The following is a 14,636-nucleotide window of genomic DNA, read 5'->3' as shown; positions in this document are numbered from 1 at the left end:
ATACATAGGTTGTCTCATAACATTGTAATGCGGGTAGGAGGGAACGAATTGGATATTGTAACCGCACAAGAAATGTACGAATGGGATCGGGTTGCGATAGAGGAAGCGGGTATCACCGGTGCCATGCTCATGGAAAGCGCGGGGCGCGCTGTGACAGAAGATATGCTTCGTCATATTAAAGGAAGTGACCAAGTTGTCGTGCTCATCGGAGCTGGGAACAACGGGGGAGACGGATTTGTCATCGCTCGAACACTACTGAACCGCGGCTACAACGTGGAAACGTGGCAAGTCGTCTCGGATGATAAGGTCAGAGGAGACGCGAAGACTCACCGTGCTTTGTTCCAATCCTCCGGCTACACGTATCGCACCGACCTTGATGGACTCGAGCCTTCCTTAGAAAGGTGCGATGTCATCATTGATGCGATGCTTGGGATCGGAGTGAAAGGGAACTTGCGTGAACCGTTCTCGACGATTGTACGTCAAGCGAATGTACAAAGAGCGAGGCGATTGGCAGTCGATCTTCCGACGGGTGTCCCTGCAGATGAGAGTGACGATGACATCGATGCTTTCCGAGCAGACGCTACGACGGTCATTGCTGCGCCGAAAATGAGCGCCTTCTTAGAGCGGACGAGACCATTTTACGGAGAGTGGTCCGTCGTTGAAATCGGACTACCCGTGAATGAGCTTCCTAAGACCGACCGGAAAGTGTGGACTAGAGAAGATGTGAAGCGGGCGCTTCCGATTCGAGAGGCTAACTCGCACAAGGGCAGCCACGGAAAAGGAGTGGTGATCGGGGGATCCAAGCACATGCCGGGGTCCATCGCCATGTCAGCAAGAGCCGCCTTAAGGAGTGGTTCAGGGCTGATCACCATTGCTACTGTCGATTCAGCTATTCCCTCTGTCGCTCCGTTCATACAGGAAGCGACCTATATGGGTTTAGAGGAAAACGATGGTTTTGCGACCGGACAAGCGCCTGATTTATCAGGCTTTGATGGAGTCGCCTTCGGAATGGGAATCGGTAGGGACCCAGATACACGTGGTCTCCTTGAAGGCGTCTTGGAAAAAGTCGAAGCACCTCTCTTGATTGATGCAGATGGCTTATATGAATTGCCGCTCGATCAAGTCCGTGCCAGACGGAATCCAACTGTCCTCACGCCTCATCCAGGTGAGTTCGCAAGGCTTGCGGAGGTCTCGATATCAGACGTGATCGCGCATCCTTTTTCTCTTAGTCGTCAGTTCGCCAAGGAATACGGGGTGTATCTCGTATTGAAAGGACCATCGACCATCATTACATCTCCGGATGGTGAACAGCTTGTGGACACTTCTGGTAACGCCGGACTCGCGAAAGGCGGGAGCGGTGATGTGTTATCGGGTGTGCTGCTTGCGATGATGATGCAGACGGATTCTTTAATGGAGGCGCTGGCGAACGGTTGCTTCCTTCACGGGTCGACAGCTGAACATTTGACGGTTGAAAAACATTCGATGACGGATTTGCTTGCAAATGACGTCATCGAAGGCCTTCCCGTAACCTTTCGTACATTCTCTTGCTGATCCATATGAGTTACGTTCCCTTTGTCCATAAGTAGAGACAAAGGAGTGGAGTCTTATGCAAAGACGATTTCTGATCCTATTAGTAGCTTTGTTCACCATCAGTTTGCTAGCCGCTTGTGGCTCTCAGTCGAAAGAAGATGTTGTGAAGAAGCTTGAGAAGCAGGCAGAAGAAATGTCAGGATACAAAGCAGAGGCCAATATGAAGATGCGGACAGGAAAAGACGAACAGCAATACCAAATTCAAGTGTGGCATAAGAAAGACGATTACTATCGTGTGAAGCTTCAGAATGATCAAGACGAAAAAGGAAGTCAGATCATCTTGAAGAATGACAGTGGTGTGTACGTATTGACTCCTGCACTGAATAAGAGCTTCAAGTTCCAGAGTGAATGGCCGCAAAATACAAGCCAGCCGTACTTGTACACGTCTCTTCTGAAAGACATCAAGTCCGACTCGGAATCAGAGTTCACAGCGGATGAGAACTATTTCGTATTTAAAACTAAGACAAACTACCAGAACAATAAAACACTGCCTTACCAAGAGATCTATTTTGATAAGAAGTCTTACCAGCCAGTCATGGTCAAAGTATTCGACCAGGATATGAATGCATTGGTCGAAGTGCAGTTTGCGAACTTCGCAAAAGACGACAAGCTGAAGAAAGAAGACTTTGATGTCGATAAGAATATGGCGATGGCACCGACGGAAGCTCCTGTAGCGAATATGGAAGGGGAAGAACTCACGCAAGTTCTTTACCCGGAGGAGACGCTCGGAGCAGAACTTGCGGATGAAGTCGCGGTCAAAACAGATGACGGCCAGCGGATCATCATGAACTATTCCGGAGACAAAAGCTTTACACTAATTCAAGAGAAAGCCGAAGTCCAAGCGGCTAGTGCTCAGTATTCTGTTCCTGTAAATGGGGACCCTGTTCAACTTGATGACGGTGTGATTGGAGCAATGGAGCACAACCGTTTAGAGTGGAGCAGTAACGGTACAACCTATCAACTGGCTAGTGATGAACTGACAGAGGCAGAGATGGTCAACGTCGCGAGTTCGATCAATAATTCGGCAGCCAAATAACAGGAACACTTAGCAGGCTTAGCGGTCTGCTTTTATTTTCGTCTCCTGCCGGGGTGTCATTGACACTCGAAGCTCCCGCGTTCAATAATAGAGTTTAAACATATTTGTAACGGGAGGAGCGAGTGACTTTGTCTAATGAAACGTTTTACCGGGATTCTTGGGCGGAAGTAGAGCTTTCGGCCATTGAGAATAACATTAGATCCCTTCAGGAAAGGTTGAAACCGGGGACAGGCATATACGCGGTCGTCAAAGCGAATGCCTACGGCCACGGCGATGTGCAAGTTGCGAAAGAAGCCTTGCAAGCTGGGGCGAAAGGGTTAGCCGTCTCTTTATTAGATGAAGCGATACGGTTGAGAGAAGCGGGAATTGAAGCCCCGATCCTTGTCATGGGATGGACAAGACCTGAAGATGCACCTATTGCTGCAGAGAACGCAATCACGGTGACCGTTTTTCAAAGCGAGTGGTTGGGGGAAGTGTCAGCGCAAACCCTCTCTCACCCATTAAAGCTCCATATGAAGTGGGATACAGGGATGGGGAGGATCGGAATCCGCTCGACAGAAGAGATGGACCAGCTCCTTCAGCTCATCCGTCAGACAAACCATCTATCATTAGAAGGGGTTTTCACTCACTTTGCTACGGCGGATGAAGGAGATTCCACTTACCATTCGAAACAAGAAGCCCGTTTCGAAGAATTATTTTCACATTTTGAAAGGGTTTGGCCGGAGAATGTCGAATTTCATACAGGGAACAGTGCGGCCAGTATGAGGTTCCCGGAACGGATGAAACACATTGTCCGTTTTGGAATCAGCATGTATGGCTTGTACCCCTCCTCGGTCGTGAGGGAAGAACGCCCGATCGAACTGAGACCTGCTTTATCGTTGCAAAGTCGATTGATTCATGTGAAGAAGTTGGATCCTGGTGAATCCATCAGCTATGGCGCCACCTATCAAACCGAAGAGGAAGAGTGGATTGGAACGGTTCCACTTGGCTATGCCGATGGTTGGATTCGCAAATTGCAAGGGATGGACGTGCTGGTAGACGGAAAGCGCCACCCGATTGTCGGAAGGATTTGTATGGATCAATTCATGATTCGGCTCGATCAGGAATATCCTATAGGGACAAAGGTAACCTTAATAGGTAAACAAGACAGTGATGAAATTACGGCAGACGAAGTGGCTGATTACTTGGAGACGATCAATTATGAGATCCCTTGCATGATCAGTTACAGAGTGCCACGTATGTTTTTGAGAAATGGAAAGATGATAGAAGTAGACAATGCTTTGTAAGGAAGTTAGACAAATCTCCCTATCGGCTGATCGAAGAATACAGGAAACACGAAAAAATTCCAGCACTTCTTTGCAATAGACCTTGCCGTTTGATAAGATTAGAGTGGACTAATTGACTGGTTTTCTTTTGAGAGAAGATGGTGGAGGTGTATGGTTTTGTCCGACAGCATGCAGGAGATAGTCATCCGGATTCCGGATAACCTACTGAATGAAGTTGATGGCTTCATTCAACTCGATAATAGTGATCGGAGCGATTTCATGTGTCAAGCTACTAAAATGTATTTGCGTGAGAAGAAACAGCGCCATATCAGAGAATCTATGCGAAGAGGCTACATGGAGATGGCCAAAATCAATTTAAATATCGCTTCAGAAGCGTTTCAGGCTGAAGAGGAGGCAGAACACACCCTGGAGCAATTAGTGGGCGGGGTGTGAAGCCAGTGATAGTCAAACGAGGAGACGTTTATTTCGCTGATTTGTCCCCAGTTGTGGGCTCTGAGCAAGGCGGGGTGCGTCCCGTACTCATCCTGCAAAATGATATTGGTAATCGTTTCAGCCCAACCGTAATCGTCGCGGCGATTACAGCGCAAATACAAAAAGCCAAACTTCCTACTCACGTCGAAATTGATGCAAAAAAATACGGGTTCGAACGAAACTCTGTAATCTTATTGGAGCAAATCAGAACGATTGATAAACAACGTTTGACCGACAAGATCACTCAACTGGATGATCCAATGATGCAAGAAGTAAATAAGGCTCTACAGATCAGCCTTGGTTTGATCGATTTTTAAAACCTTTATAAAAAAAGAAAATCCACATCCTCTCAGATGAGAAAAGCTGCCTGACTACCAGGTAGCTTTTTTTAGACTCTGATCCGCAAAAAGACAGGGCACTTATTCCCTTCCCCAAAGCCCTGGCAATCAAAACATTTTGAATGGCAAAGAGTAAAAGGAACCTTTTTTGGACTATAATAGGATTTAGGGAGAATCATGTAGAAATAAATACATATAGTCATTTTGAGAAACGGGTTTATAATAGGAGTAGTAAGGGAATGGACATCGGTGCGTTTTTTTATCTAGCGCTGATAAAGTGAAATGGTATAAACTTTTCGGTTTTTTTGTTAAAATTATATTCAAATACTAATTGAACGAAGACGGAAATGGGATGAAGGCGGAGGGTCTGTTAATGGATAACAAGTTAAAGAACATCGTACTCGACCATAGCGATGCTATTGTAAAAATGTGGCTTGAAGAATTTAATACCCATAAAAAGCAAGACTACACTTCGAATATTTCTGCTGAAATGTTCGAGAACACAAATCGCGAGTTTGTAAATGTCATCTTTTCAAGCATTGAGAACCAAGGTCTATCGAGTGACTTGGACGATTTCTCAGAACGTTTGATCAACTTAGGGTGGCCACTTGGATATTTGACGGACGGGATGCAAGTTTTCCGTCGTGTCATCGTCGACTTTATTCTGAAACAATCAGAACAGGTGGATACGGATTATTTTTCTGAAGTACTTAAGAAGGTAGACGGCTGGGTCGATCCGATCATCAATCAACTGGTCAATGAATATTCCGGAAGTTGGGAACACATCGTGTCCTTACAGAGAGTAGCTTTACAAGAGCTTTCTGCACCACTGATCCCAGTTATGGAAAACATCACGATCATGCCGTTGATTGGAACGATCGACACAGAGCGGGCGAAGTTGATTATGGAGAACCTGCTGGATGGTGTCATTAAGCATAATGCAGAAGTTGTACTGATTGATATTACGGGAGTACCTGTCGTTGATACAATGGTCGCTCACCATATCATCCAAGCAGCAGAAGCGGTGCGTTTGATCGGATCTAGATGTATCTTGGTAGGCATACGGCCGGAGATTGCGCAAACGATTGTCAACTTGGGCATTGACCTTGGTAAGTTCCCGACGAAGAGTTCTTTACGGAAAGGGTTCGAAACAGCTCTAGAATTAACAAACCGGAAAATTGAAGATACACAAAACAGAGACGCAGATATCGAGAAGCTAATCGATTCGCTAGATGGGGAGTGAAGATCATGAGAATACCAATATTAAAGCTTCACAATTATTTATTGATTTCCATCCAAATCGACCTAGATGATCAAACAGCGATCCAATTCCAAGAGGACCTGCTCAGTAAAATACATGAAAACGGAGCCTCAGGTGTTGTCATAGATTTGACCTCTGTCGATATTATCGACTCTTTCATCGCTAAAGTATTAGGAGATGTCGTGACAATGTCCGATTTGATGGGCGCAAAAGTCGTCCTCACAGGAATTCAGCCTGCTGTCGCAATGACTTTGATTGATTTAGGCATTCATATGCAAGATGTCCCAACTGCATTAGATTTAGAACAAGGATTGATCAAACTTCGACAGGAACTGGAGGAGTAGCCTATGGAATTCCAATCCTGTGTGAACATTAAAAAGGAATGGGATATCGTAGGCGCGCGACAACTGGGAAGAGACATTGCTAGAAAAATAGGTTTCGGAACAGTTGATCAGGCACGGATCGCCACCGCGATATCGGAGTTAGCCAGGAATATTTATCTATATGCAGGGACAGGAAAAGTCTGCTTTGAAGCACTAGAAGAGATAGACCGGAAAGGTATTGCCATTATCGCTATGGATGATGGACCAGGAATTAAAGAGATTGGTCAAGTTATGGAAGATGGGTTCTCTACATCAGGGGGACTAGGGGCTGGTCTTCCCGGAGTGAAACGTTTGATGGATGAATTCGACATTCACTCAGAAGAAGGGAAAGGTACCGAGATCAGAGTAGTGAAGTGGCTCCGTTAGAGGAGGTATAAACGATGAGTACGTTGAAGCTAGATCTTGAGAATTATAAAGAATTGCTGCAAGAGTATATCCGTTCGAAAGATGAGCAAGCTCTATATCAAGCAGAGCAGTTCAGTAAACAATCGATGCAACAGAAGATATCGCCAGATGAAATCATAAATATCCATATTCAATCGCTACAAGAAATATACCCGGAAATGCCAGAGTATATTCAATCATCATTGAATTTCCTTTTGGAAACTATGATTTCGTACGGTCTAGCTTACCAAGAGCACCAGTCGTTGCGTGAGAAGCAGTTAGAATTGAAGTCCGAAATTTCCGTAGCAGCGAACATGCAGAAGACGCTTTTGTCTACAGTGAAACCGGAAATCGAAGAAGTGGAAGTTGGGGCACTGAGTGTACCTGCGAAGCAGATGAACGGGGATTACCATCATTTCGTTTATGACGAAAAAGGGACACTCGGGATTGCTGTCGCAGACGTAATCGGAAAAGGGGTCCCAGCTGCGTTATGCATGTCCATGATCAAATATTCCATGGACAGTTTCCCTGAGATGAGAATGGATCCAAGTGTCATACTCGGAAGCCTTAATCGTGTAGTGGAGCGGAATGTGGATTCCAGTATGTTTATCACGATGTTTTATGGATTATATGATTCCAGGGACCATACGTTCACATACTCATCCGCCGGACACGAACCCGGTTTCTATTATCACAAGGACCAAGGGGAATTCGAAGAGATCGATGTACCTGGTCTGGTTTTAGGGGTGTCCGCTGAGACGACATATACCCAGTACGTCAAAGAAGTGGAAAAAGGGGATATGATCGTGCTGTTGACAGACGGCGTTACCGAGTGTCGTCAAGGTGAACGGTTTATCGAGCAAGAAGAGGTGTTAGACGTCATCAAATCTTATGCCGACTTACCAGCTCAGGAAATAGTCGACCAAGTGTACAAGCACTTTGAACGACTTCAAGGGTTCCAACTGCGTGATGATTTTACGCTGATTATTTTGAGACGTAATGTTTAATGAAGGATGGCAAAGGGTAAAAGTAATTTGATTGACTTTTTTAGGAATACAGGAGGATTGTCTGATGAATTTGACTATAGATGTTTCCCACAAAGATAATAATGTTACTTATTTAACTCTAGCAGGAGAAGTAGACGCTTTTACGGCTCCGAAGCTTAAAGATACCATTCTTCCACTTACGAAAGAAGAGGGTCAGACGGTTGAAGTTGATTTTGAACAGGTGAACTATATGGATTCTACAGGACTCGGAGTTTTCATTAGTGCGCTCAAATCGACAAAGGAACACGGGACAGAACTTAGACTGTTGCATATGCAGGAACGTGTTTATCGGTTGTTTAAGATTACCGGCCTGACAGAAATTATGAACATCGATTCTACAGTACAAGGTGGAATGTAATAATGGAATCATTTGATTTTGTAGAAGTGAAAGTGCCGGCGAAAGCAGAGTATATTGGGGTTGTTCGTCTCAGTATATCTGGAATTGCGAATCGCATGGGTTTCACTTTCGAAGATATTGAGGACTTGAAAGTCGCGATTTCCGAGGCGATCACGAACGCAGTGAAGCACGCTTATAAGGAAACGGGTGAAGGGGAAATCACTATCGGGTTCGGCGTTTACGAAGACCGTTTGGAAGTAATGGTAGCCGACCACGGTGGAAGCTTTAACCTAGGTGAGATCAAAGAAGATATCGGCCCGTACAAGCAGGATGACGACATTGAGGAACTTCGTGAGGGTGGATTTGGACTATTCTTGATTGATGCACTTATGGATAAAGTGGAGATAAATAGTAAATATGGGGTGATTGTGTTGATGACAAAATATCTCCATGAAACTGAGGTGGGTCAAGATGGCGACCAAATCTCAACATCACAATGATGAAGTATATGAATGGATAGAACATTTACAAGAACATCCGAGAGACGAAGTCGTCCAGGAACAAATCGTCCTTGTTTACAAAGACTTAGTCGAATCGATTGCTCGTAAATATTCCAAGAATAGTACGATTCATGAAGACTTGGTACAAGTCGGGATGCTTGGGTTGCTTGCTGCCATACGCCGGTACGATCCAGATTTCGGTAAGTCATTCGAATCCTTTGCGATTCCTACGATTATTGGTGAAATTAAACGATTCATCCGTGATAAAACATGGAGCGTCCATGTACCAAGACGGATCAAAGAACTAGGACCGAAGATCAAGAAGACCTCAGAAGAATTGACGAGTATGCTTCAACGCTCTCCTTCCGTCCGTGAAATTGCGGACTACTTGGAGGTTTCAGAAGAAGATGTACTAGAGACGATGGAGATGGGCAAGAGTTACAAGGCTTTGTCTGTCGACCGTAAAATCGAAGCAGACTCCGATGGCAGTACCGTAACCATTTTGGACTTGATCGGGAATGCGGAGGATGGTTACTCACATATCGATCAGCGAATGCTGCTCGAAAAGATCCTTCCTATATTATCCGAGCGCGAGCAAGAGATTCTGCAATGTACTTACTTCGAGAATATGAGTCAAAAAGACACTGGTGAGCGGCTCGGTATTTCCCAAATGCATGTATCTCGTCTTCAACGACGTGCATTGAGGAAGCTCAGGGAAGCATTACAATCGGAATCCATAGAGGTCTTCTAGATGGACGAAGCGAATCACATTAGCCTTGATGTCTACCAAAAGGCGAAAAAAGGCAATTATTATTGCGGTGACAGTTACTTTTATAAAGAGACGGAAGAAGCATTTGTCTGTGCGATTGCTGATGGGCTAGGAAGTGGAGAGATGGCTCGGGAATCATCTCAAGCAGTGATGAACATTGTGGAAGATTATCCTCACCTTACGATCGAATCGTTGGTCAACAAGTGCAATGAAGCACTTGTTGGGAAACGTGGAGTGGTACTCGGAATTCTGAGGATCGACTTTCCAAGCCAGAGTTATTCTTACTCATCCATCGGCAATATAGGTGTCATTATGGTAAGCCCTGAAGGAAAGAAGAGTAGAAATATTCCGCTGGCTGGTTATTTAGCTGGCTTTCCACGGAAGTTGCGTGTCACTAGAGGAACAGTGGAGAAGGGAATGAAGTTTCTCATGTTTTCTGATGGTGTCAATGACAGGCGTTTCCCACTCAAACGTGTGCACACCGATGACGTTACATCTATTATCGAACAGTACAAAGAGCTCTACGGTCAAGTAAGAGATGACGATACGACGTTGATTGTGATGGAGTATCTATGATAAAGACCTTATTCTTAAGAATAGAATAGGGTCTTTTTTATGTTGTTATCTATCATACGTCTCGTCCCCTTGCCGAGTCATAGAGGTAAGAATTTGATACAATACAGAAAGAGTTATCCAAGGAGGTCTATGTATTGAGTGAATCAACATTAAACCCAGAATTGATCAAGCTGGTCGCTTCCCAGGCCAGTCTTAATGAAAAATCTGTAGAAAAAGTAATCACCTTATTAAATGAAGGAAATACTGTACCTTTCATTGCGCGCTATCGTAAAGAGTTGACAGGCGGCCTTGATGAAGTGCAGATCAAATCAATAGAAGACCAATGGAATTATGTGCAGAATGTTTCGCAACGAAAAGAAGAGGTCATTCGTTTAATCGACGAACAAGGCAAGCTGACCGATGAATTGAAGAAAGAAATCGAGTCAGCCACTCAGCTGCAAAAGGTAGAAGACCTCTACCGTCCATATAAACAAAAAAGAAGAACCCGTGCTACGATTGCTAAGGAGAAGGGGCTTGAACCCCTTGCTCAAAAGGTATGGAAGCAGGAGAACTTCGATTTTGCAAAGGAAGCAGCATCGTACTTCTCTGAGGAGCACGAGCTTCATTCCGTGGAAGAAGTACAATCCGGTGTAAATGATATTCTCGCTGAATGGATTTCGGACGACCCCGCTTACCGTGAGCAAATCAGAAAGCAAACCTTCCAAAAAGGTACCATTTCTTCTACTGATAAGAAGGCAGAGGATGACGAGAAGGGCATCTTTGAAATGTACTATGACTATCAGGAGCCCGTACGATCGATTGTTTCTCACCGTGTATTAGCTTTGAATCGTGGAGAGAAAGAGGGAGTGATCAAGGTATCTATCCATCCTCCAGAAGATTCGATCGTCCAGTATCTCGAGAAGCATGTCATTTTGCCGAAAACATCAGGACAACCCTATACGTTGTTAACGGAAGCAATTCGAGATGCCTACAAGCGACTGATCCAACCGTCTATCGAGAGAGAAATCCGTAATTCATTATCGGAACAGGCAGAAGAGCAGGCGATTGAAGTGTTCTCGAGTAATCTCAGAAGTTTACTCTTGCAGCCACCTTTAAAAGGAAAAGTCGTTCTCGGCATCGACCCAGCCTACCGTACAGGATGTAAGCTAGCGGCGGTCGATGAAACAGGGAAGGTACTCGACATTTCAGTCATGTTCCCGACAGCACCGAAGAATGATACGGCAGGAGCGGAGAAGATTATCCTGTCCTTTATGAAGAAGCACCCGATCGAATTGATGGCAATCGGGAACGGAACGGCTTCCCGTGAAACAGAGCAGTTCGTCGCTGATATGATTCAAAAGCATAACTTGGATGTTTCGTACATGATCGTCAATGAAGCGGGAGCGAGTGTCTACTCTGCTTCTGCACTGGCTCGTGACGAATTCCCAGATATGAAAGTTGAAGAGAGAAGTGCCGTCTCCATTGCCAGGCGTGTACAGGATCCATTGGCGGAGCTCGTCAAGATCGACCCTAAATCTATTGGTGTCGGACAGTACCAACACGACGTCAGTCAAAAGCAATTGAACGAATCGCTCCGCTTTGTCGTGGAAACCGTCGTTAACCAAGTAGGCGTAAACGTTAATACAGCATCTTCTTCGTTACTTCAATATGTATCAGGTTTGAGTAAGACGGTGGCGAACAATGTGGTGAAAAAGCGAGAGGAGCTCGGAAAATTCACGAAACGCTCCGAGCTGAAAGACATTCCAAGACTCGGTGCCAAGACTTATGAGCAAAGTATCGGGTTCTTGAGAATCCTTGACGGGGCTGAACCACTCGACCGTACGTCCATTCACCCAGAAAGCTATAAAGCAGCACGGTCCTTATTGAAGATGGTGGATGCTACGGCCGGAGACCTTGGTAAAGAAGAGGTGGCGGAGAAACTCAAAGCATTGGATTTGAATGAGACAGCAGAAAGTCTTGATGTAGGTAAGTTGACATTAGAAGATATCATGAAGTCTCTGATCCAACCAGGTCGTGATCCTCGTGATGACCTTCCGAAGCCGCTCTTAAAAACGAATGTGCTTTCTATGGAAGATTTAGAGCAGGGGATGGAGCTTGAAGGTACCGTTCGTAATGTTGTGGATTTCGGAGCATTTGTAGATGTAGGTGTTAAACAAGATGGGCTTGTTCATATATCCAAACTAGCAAATCGCTACGTCAAACACCCGATGGACGTCGTATCTGTAGGTGATGTCGTCACCGTCTGGGTCGATTCGGTAGATATTAAGAAACAACGAATAGCCTTAACCATGCTGCAAAAGTAAAATACAAAGAGAACCTGGGGGCACAAATGCTTCCGGGTTTCTTATTTATATAGATGCTTGTAGTAATACCAGCACTGATTCAACATCTTAATCTGATATTTGTCTTTGTCCAGGAAGGCTTTCGATATTTGTTTTCTTAACCATGAAGGCATTTCTATTCAAATCCTTTCTTAAAAATAATGAGTTATGATACAGTATGCAATGAAGTGGGGAGGCGTGAAGGAATGACAACCGAACAAATTGATTTACAAGCATGGACGAACAATCTATCAGAAACATATTTCCATAAACCATTTGTTGATCTTGTCACATTCAATCCTAGACTCCGCACAACTGGCGGCCGCTATATTCCGTCCCAGCGTGTTATTGAGCTGAATCCAAAGTATCTCCGCGAATTAGGGGAAGAAGAGTTTGCGGGCATCATCAAACATGAATTATGTCATTATCATTTGCATATAGAGGGGAAAGGATACGGACATGGCGATCCGGAATTCAAGTCTCTCCTTAAACAAACCAACTCACCAAGATACTGTCAGCCACTGCCATCAGAACATGAGAAAAGCGTCCATAAGTATACGTGTGCCGAGTGCGGTCATGTATATCACCGCAGAAGAAGAGTGAATATATCCAAGTATCAATGTGGGAAATGTAAAGGGAAGTTAAAAAAGATATAGAAAATCCATTGACGGATAGTATAGACCGTGTTAAATTTATAAAGGTCGATTGAGACAAGCCATCAACCGCAAAGAAACAACATTTTTTTTGCGAAAAAGGTTTGACTTTGTCCTTCAGATGTTATAAGATATAAATCGTCGCTGATGATAAAGCAATTCAAAAACGCATCAATCACGAGCGGCATTTACATTATTCCAACGTAGCTCAGTGGTAGAGCAATCGGCTGTTAACCGATCGGTCGTAGGTTCGAATCCTACCGTTGGAGCCATTACGGAGAAGTACTCAAGTGGCTGAAGAGGCGCCCCTGCTAAGGGTGTAGGTCGCGTAAGCGGCGCGAGGGTTCAAATCCCTCCTTCTCCGCCATTATTTTTTTCTCAAAATAATGGCCCGTTGGTCAAGTGGTTAAGACACCGCCCTTTCACGGCGGTAACACGGGTTCGAATCCCGTACGGGTCACTTTACAATTTAGGTCCGGTAGTTCAGTTGGTTAGAATGCCTGCCTGTCACGCAGGAGGTCGCGGGTTCGAGTCCCGTCCGGACCGCCATTAAGTATTGGGCCATAGCCAAGCGGTAAGGCAACGGTTTTTGGTACCGTCATGCGCTGGTTCGAATCCAGCTGGCCCAGCCATTTTTTCTTCGGAAAAAGGGTTGACAAATTTGAATAAACGTTATAAGATGTTCCTTGTGCTTTTAAAACAGGAATCATCGAAACTAGCGATTTGAAAAAGCCTTTCATTAATTATGAGCCATTAGCTCAGCTGGTAGAGCATCTGACTTTTAATCAGAGGGTCGAAGGTTCGAATCCTTCATGGCTCACCATTGTAACTTGCGGGTGTGGTGGAATTGGCAGACACGCTAGATTTAGGATCTAGTGCTTCACGGCGTGGGGGTTCAAGTCCCTCCACCCGCACTTTTCAATTTTACCATGATTAGCATTCATAGATTTGCGGTCGTGGCGGAATCGGCAGACGCGCTAGGTTGAGGGCCTAGTGGGGGTTCACCCCGTGGAGGTTCAAGTCCTCTCGGCCGCACCAAAAAAACTTTGAAAAAAGTTGTTGCGTCAAACCGAAACAAATGATATAATAGATTTTGTCGCTTCAAAAGGCGCCCGTAGCTCAATTGGATAGAGCGTCTGACTACGGATCAGAAGGTTAGGGGTTCGACTCCTCTCGGGCGCGCCATTTACTTACTACTTACGGGAAGTAGCTCAGCTTGGTAGAGCACTTGGTTTGGGACCAAGGGGTCGCAGGTTCGAATCCTGTCTTCCCGACCATCCGAGTTACTTACTCAATACAATGAAATATGCGGGTGTAGTTTAGTGGTAAAACCTCAGCCTTCCAAGCTGATGATGAGGGTTCGATTCCCTTCACCCGCTCCATTAAATGTTTTACCATTGGGGCCTGTAGCTCAGTTGGTCAGAGCGCACGCCTGATAAGCGTGAGGTCGGTGGTTCAAGTCCACTCAGGCCCACCATTGTAACATTTGATCTTTGAAAACTGAACGAACCAACCAGTACGTCAATATTTTTCTTCTTAGTGAAGAAAAGACAACAACGCACATTCGGTGTGCAAATGAGCAAGTCAAACTTAACTTTTATGGAGAGTTTGATCCTGGCTCAGGACGAACGCTGGCGGCGTGCCTAATACATGCAAGTCGAGCGCAGGAAGCGAGCTGATCCCCT

Annotated in this window: 16 protein-coding genes, 12 tRNA genes and 1 rRNA gene; 28 read left to right on the top strand and 1 reads right to left on the bottom strand. The window is 45.1% G+C overall.

What is annotated here, in order from left to right:
• Nucleotides 1–48: 48 nt before the first annotated feature.
• The 14 genes from E4663_RS14430 (at nucleotide 49) to E4663_RS14365 (ending at nucleotide 12,280) form a co-directional block, all read left to right on the top strand.
• Nucleotides 49–1,551, top strand: a complete 1,503-nt coding sequence (locus E4663_RS14430; RefSeq protein WP_135328142.1) for an NAD(P)H-hydrate dehydratase — start codon at nucleotides 49–51, stop codon at nucleotides 1,549–1,551.
• A gap of 55 nt (nucleotides 1,552–1,606) precedes the next feature.
• Complete coding sequence (locus E4663_RS14425; protein WP_079477088.1) at nucleotides 1,607–2,626, top strand: LolA family protein; 1,020 nt, start codon at nucleotides 1,607–1,609, stop codon at nucleotides 2,624–2,626.
• A gap of 128 nt (nucleotides 2,627–2,754) precedes the next feature.
• Entirely contained in the window at nucleotides 2,755–3,912 is a 1,158-nt protein-coding gene (alr, locus tag E4663_RS14420) for an alanine racemase (protein ID WP_135328141.1), read from the top strand.
• Between the two features lie 150 nt (nucleotides 3,913–4,062).
• Complete coding sequence (locus tag E4663_RS14415) at nucleotides 4,063–4,344, top strand: CopG family ribbon-helix-helix protein (protein ID WP_079477086.1); 282 nt, start codon at nucleotides 4,063–4,065, stop codon at nucleotides 4,342–4,344.
• Nucleotides 4,345–4,349: 5 nt separating this feature from the next.
• On the top strand, nucleotides 4,350–4,700 hold the full coding sequence (locus E4663_RS14410) for a type II toxin-antitoxin system PemK/MazF family toxin (RefSeq protein WP_079477431.1): 351 nt from the start codon (nucleotides 4,350–4,352) through the stop codon (nucleotides 4,698–4,700).
• A 394-nt stretch (nucleotides 4,701–5,094) separates the two neighbouring features.
• Nucleotides 5,095–5,964 carry an RsbT co-antagonist protein RsbRA gene (locus tag E4663_RS14405; protein ID WP_079477085.1) on the top strand — a complete coding sequence of 290 codons (870 nt, stop codon included), beginning with the start codon at nucleotides 5,095–5,097 and terminating at the stop codon, nucleotides 5,962–5,964.
• A 5-nt stretch (nucleotides 5,965–5,969) separates the two neighbouring features.
• On the top strand, nucleotides 5,970–6,326 hold the full coding sequence (locus E4663_RS14400) for an STAS domain-containing protein (protein ID WP_079477084.1): 357 nt from the start codon (nucleotides 5,970–5,972) through the stop codon (nucleotides 6,324–6,326).
• Nucleotides 6,327–6,329: 3 nt separating this feature from the next.
• Nucleotides 6,330–6,731 (top strand): anti-sigma regulatory factor, encoded by a 402-nt coding sequence (locus E4663_RS14395; RefSeq protein ID WP_079477083.1) that lies wholly within the window; start codon nucleotides 6,330–6,332, stop codon nucleotides 6,729–6,731.
• 14 nt (nucleotides 6,732–6,745) lie between these two features.
• The gene (locus E4663_RS14390; protein WP_079477082.1) at nucleotides 6,746–7,756 is read left to right on the top strand and encodes a PP2C family protein-serine/threonine phosphatase; all 1,011 of its coding nucleotides are present in this window, start codon (nucleotides 6,746–6,748) and stop codon (nucleotides 7,754–7,756) included.
• A 64-nt stretch (nucleotides 7,757–7,820) separates the two neighbouring features.
• Entirely contained in the window at nucleotides 7,821–8,153 is a 333-nt protein-coding gene (locus tag E4663_RS14385; RefSeq protein ID WP_079477081.1) for an STAS domain-containing protein, read from the top strand.
• Nucleotides 8,154–8,155: 2 nt separating this feature from the next.
• Entirely contained in the window at nucleotides 8,156–8,632 is a 477-nt protein-coding gene (gene rsbW / locus E4663_RS14380; protein ID WP_079477080.1) for an anti-sigma B factor RsbW, read from the top strand.
• Entirely contained in the window at nucleotides 8,604–9,383 is a 780-nt protein-coding gene (sigB, locus tag E4663_RS14375) for an RNA polymerase sigma factor SigB (RefSeq protein WP_079477079.1), read from the top strand. Before rsbW ends, sigB begins: the two co-directional genes overlap by 29 nt.
• Nucleotides 9,384–9,977 carry a PP2C family serine/threonine-protein phosphatase gene (locus E4663_RS14370; RefSeq protein WP_135328140.1) on the top strand — a complete coding sequence of 198 codons (594 nt, stop codon included), beginning with the start codon at nucleotides 9,384–9,386 and terminating at the stop codon, nucleotides 9,975–9,977. It begins immediately after the preceding gene.
• 134 nt (nucleotides 9,978–10,111) lie between these two features.
• Entirely contained in the window at nucleotides 10,112–12,280 is a 2,169-nt protein-coding gene (locus E4663_RS14365) for a Tex family protein (RefSeq protein ID WP_135328139.1), read from the top strand.
• 41 nt (nucleotides 12,281–12,321) lie between these two features.
• Here the strand turns inward: E4663_RS14365 and cmpA are convergent, their stop codons facing one another.
• The gene (gene cmpA, locus E4663_RS14360; protein ID WP_135328138.1) at nucleotides 12,322–12,432 is read right to left on the bottom strand and encodes a cortex morphogenetic protein CmpA; all 111 of its coding nucleotides are present in this window, start codon (nucleotides 12,430–12,432) and stop codon (nucleotides 12,322–12,324) included.
• A gap of 72 nt (nucleotides 12,433–12,504) precedes the next feature.
• Between cmpA and E4663_RS14355 the strand changes: the two genes are divergently transcribed.
• The 14 genes from E4663_RS14355 to E4663_RS14290 all read left to right on the top strand — a co-directional run.
• Nucleotides 12,505–12,954 carry a SprT family protein gene (locus E4663_RS14355; RefSeq protein ID WP_135328137.1) on the top strand — a complete coding sequence of 150 codons (450 nt, stop codon included), beginning with the start codon at nucleotides 12,505–12,507 and terminating at the stop codon, nucleotides 12,952–12,954.
• 194 nt (nucleotides 12,955–13,148) lie between these two features.
• Nucleotides 13,149–13,223, top strand: a tRNA-Asn gene (locus E4663_RS14350).
• Between the two features lie 4 nt (nucleotides 13,224–13,227).
• Nucleotides 13,228–13,318 (top strand) — tRNA-Ser (locus E4663_RS14345).
• A gap of 21 nt (nucleotides 13,319–13,339) precedes the next feature.
• Nucleotides 13,340–13,411: transfer RNA gene (locus tag E4663_RS14340), tRNA-Glu, on the top strand.
• A 12-nt stretch (nucleotides 13,412–13,423) separates the two neighbouring features.
• Nucleotides 13,424–13,500: transfer RNA gene (locus E4663_RS14335), tRNA-Asp, on the top strand.
• An 8-nt stretch (nucleotides 13,501–13,508) separates the two neighbouring features.
• Nucleotides 13,509–13,583 (top strand) — tRNA-Gln (locus tag E4663_RS14330).
• Between the two features lie 115 nt (nucleotides 13,584–13,698).
• Nucleotides 13,699–13,774, top strand: a tRNA-Lys gene (locus E4663_RS14325).
• 9 nt (nucleotides 13,775–13,783) lie between these two features.
• A tRNA-Leu gene (locus tag E4663_RS14320) sits at nucleotides 13,784–13,865 on the top strand.
• Nucleotides 13,866–13,901: 36 nt separating this feature from the next.
• A tRNA-Leu gene (locus E4663_RS14315) sits at nucleotides 13,902–13,989 on the top strand.
• 70 nt (nucleotides 13,990–14,059) lie between these two features.
• Nucleotides 14,060–14,136 (top strand) — tRNA-Arg (locus E4663_RS14310).
• A gap of 15 nt (nucleotides 14,137–14,151) precedes the next feature.
• Nucleotides 14,152–14,228 (top strand) — tRNA-Pro (locus E4663_RS14305).
• Nucleotides 14,229–14,259: 31 nt separating this feature from the next.
• Nucleotides 14,260–14,333 (top strand) — tRNA-Gly (locus E4663_RS14300).
• A gap of 18 nt (nucleotides 14,334–14,351) precedes the next feature.
• A tRNA-Ile gene (locus tag E4663_RS14295) sits at nucleotides 14,352–14,428 on the top strand.
• 119 nt (nucleotides 14,429–14,547) lie between these two features.
• Nucleotides 14,548–14,636, top strand: a 16S ribosomal RNA gene (locus tag E4663_RS14290); the annotation flags it as partial.

Origin of the sequence: Halobacillus salinus (assembly GCF_004684905.1) — a bacterium.
In the GTDB taxonomy this organism is placed as follows: Bacteria; Bacillota; Bacilli; order Bacillales; family Halobacillaceae; genus Halobacillus; species Halobacillus salinus.
This window is presented reverse-complemented; position numbering and strand designations above follow the sequence as displayed.

What these genes read in the sequence shown, in the direction of transcription:
- E4663_RS14425 (WP_079477088.1), top strand. Translation starts at nt 1,607, where the DNA reads ATGCAAAGACGATTTCTGATCCTATTAGTAGCTTTGTTCACCATCAGT.
- E4663_RS14415 (WP_079477086.1), top strand. Translation starts at nt 4,063, where the DNA reads ATGGTTTTGTCCGACAGCATGCAGGAGATAGTCATCCGGATTCCGGAT.
- E4663_RS14405 (WP_079477085.1), top strand. Translation starts at nt 5,095, where the DNA reads ATGGATAACAAGTTAAAGAACATCGTACTCGACCATAGCGATGCTATT.
- E4663_RS14400 (WP_079477084.1), top strand. Translation starts at nt 5,970, where the DNA reads ATGAGAATACCAATATTAAAGCTTCACAATTATTTATTGATTTCCATC.
- E4663_RS14395 (WP_079477083.1), top strand. Translation starts at nt 6,330, where the DNA reads ATGGAATTCCAATCCTGTGTGAACATTAAAAAGGAATGGGATATCGTA.
- E4663_RS14390 (WP_079477082.1), top strand. Translation starts at nt 6,746, where the DNA reads ATGAGTACGTTGAAGCTAGATCTTGAGAATTATAAAGAATTGCTGCAA.
- E4663_RS14385 (WP_079477081.1), top strand. Translation starts at nt 7,821, where the DNA reads ATGAATTTGACTATAGATGTTTCCCACAAAGATAATAATGTTACTTAT.
- rsbW (WP_079477080.1), top strand. Translation starts at nt 8,156, where the DNA reads ATGGAATCATTTGATTTTGTAGAAGTGAAAGTGCCGGCGAAAGCAGAG.
- sigB (WP_079477079.1), top strand. Translation starts at nt 8,604, where the DNA reads ATGGCGACCAAATCTCAACATCACAATGATGAAGTATATGAATGGATA.
- E4663_RS14370 (WP_135328140.1), top strand. Translation starts at nt 9,384, where the DNA reads ATGGACGAAGCGAATCACATTAGCCTTGATGTCTACCAAAAGGCGAAA.
- cmpA (WP_135328138.1), bottom strand. Translation starts at nt 12,432, where the DNA reads ATGCCTTCATGGTTAAGAAAACAAATATCGAAAGCCTTCCTGGACAAA.
- E4663_RS14355 (WP_135328137.1), top strand. Translation starts at nt 12,505, where the DNA reads ATGACAACCGAACAAATTGATTTACAAGCATGGACGAACAATCTATCA.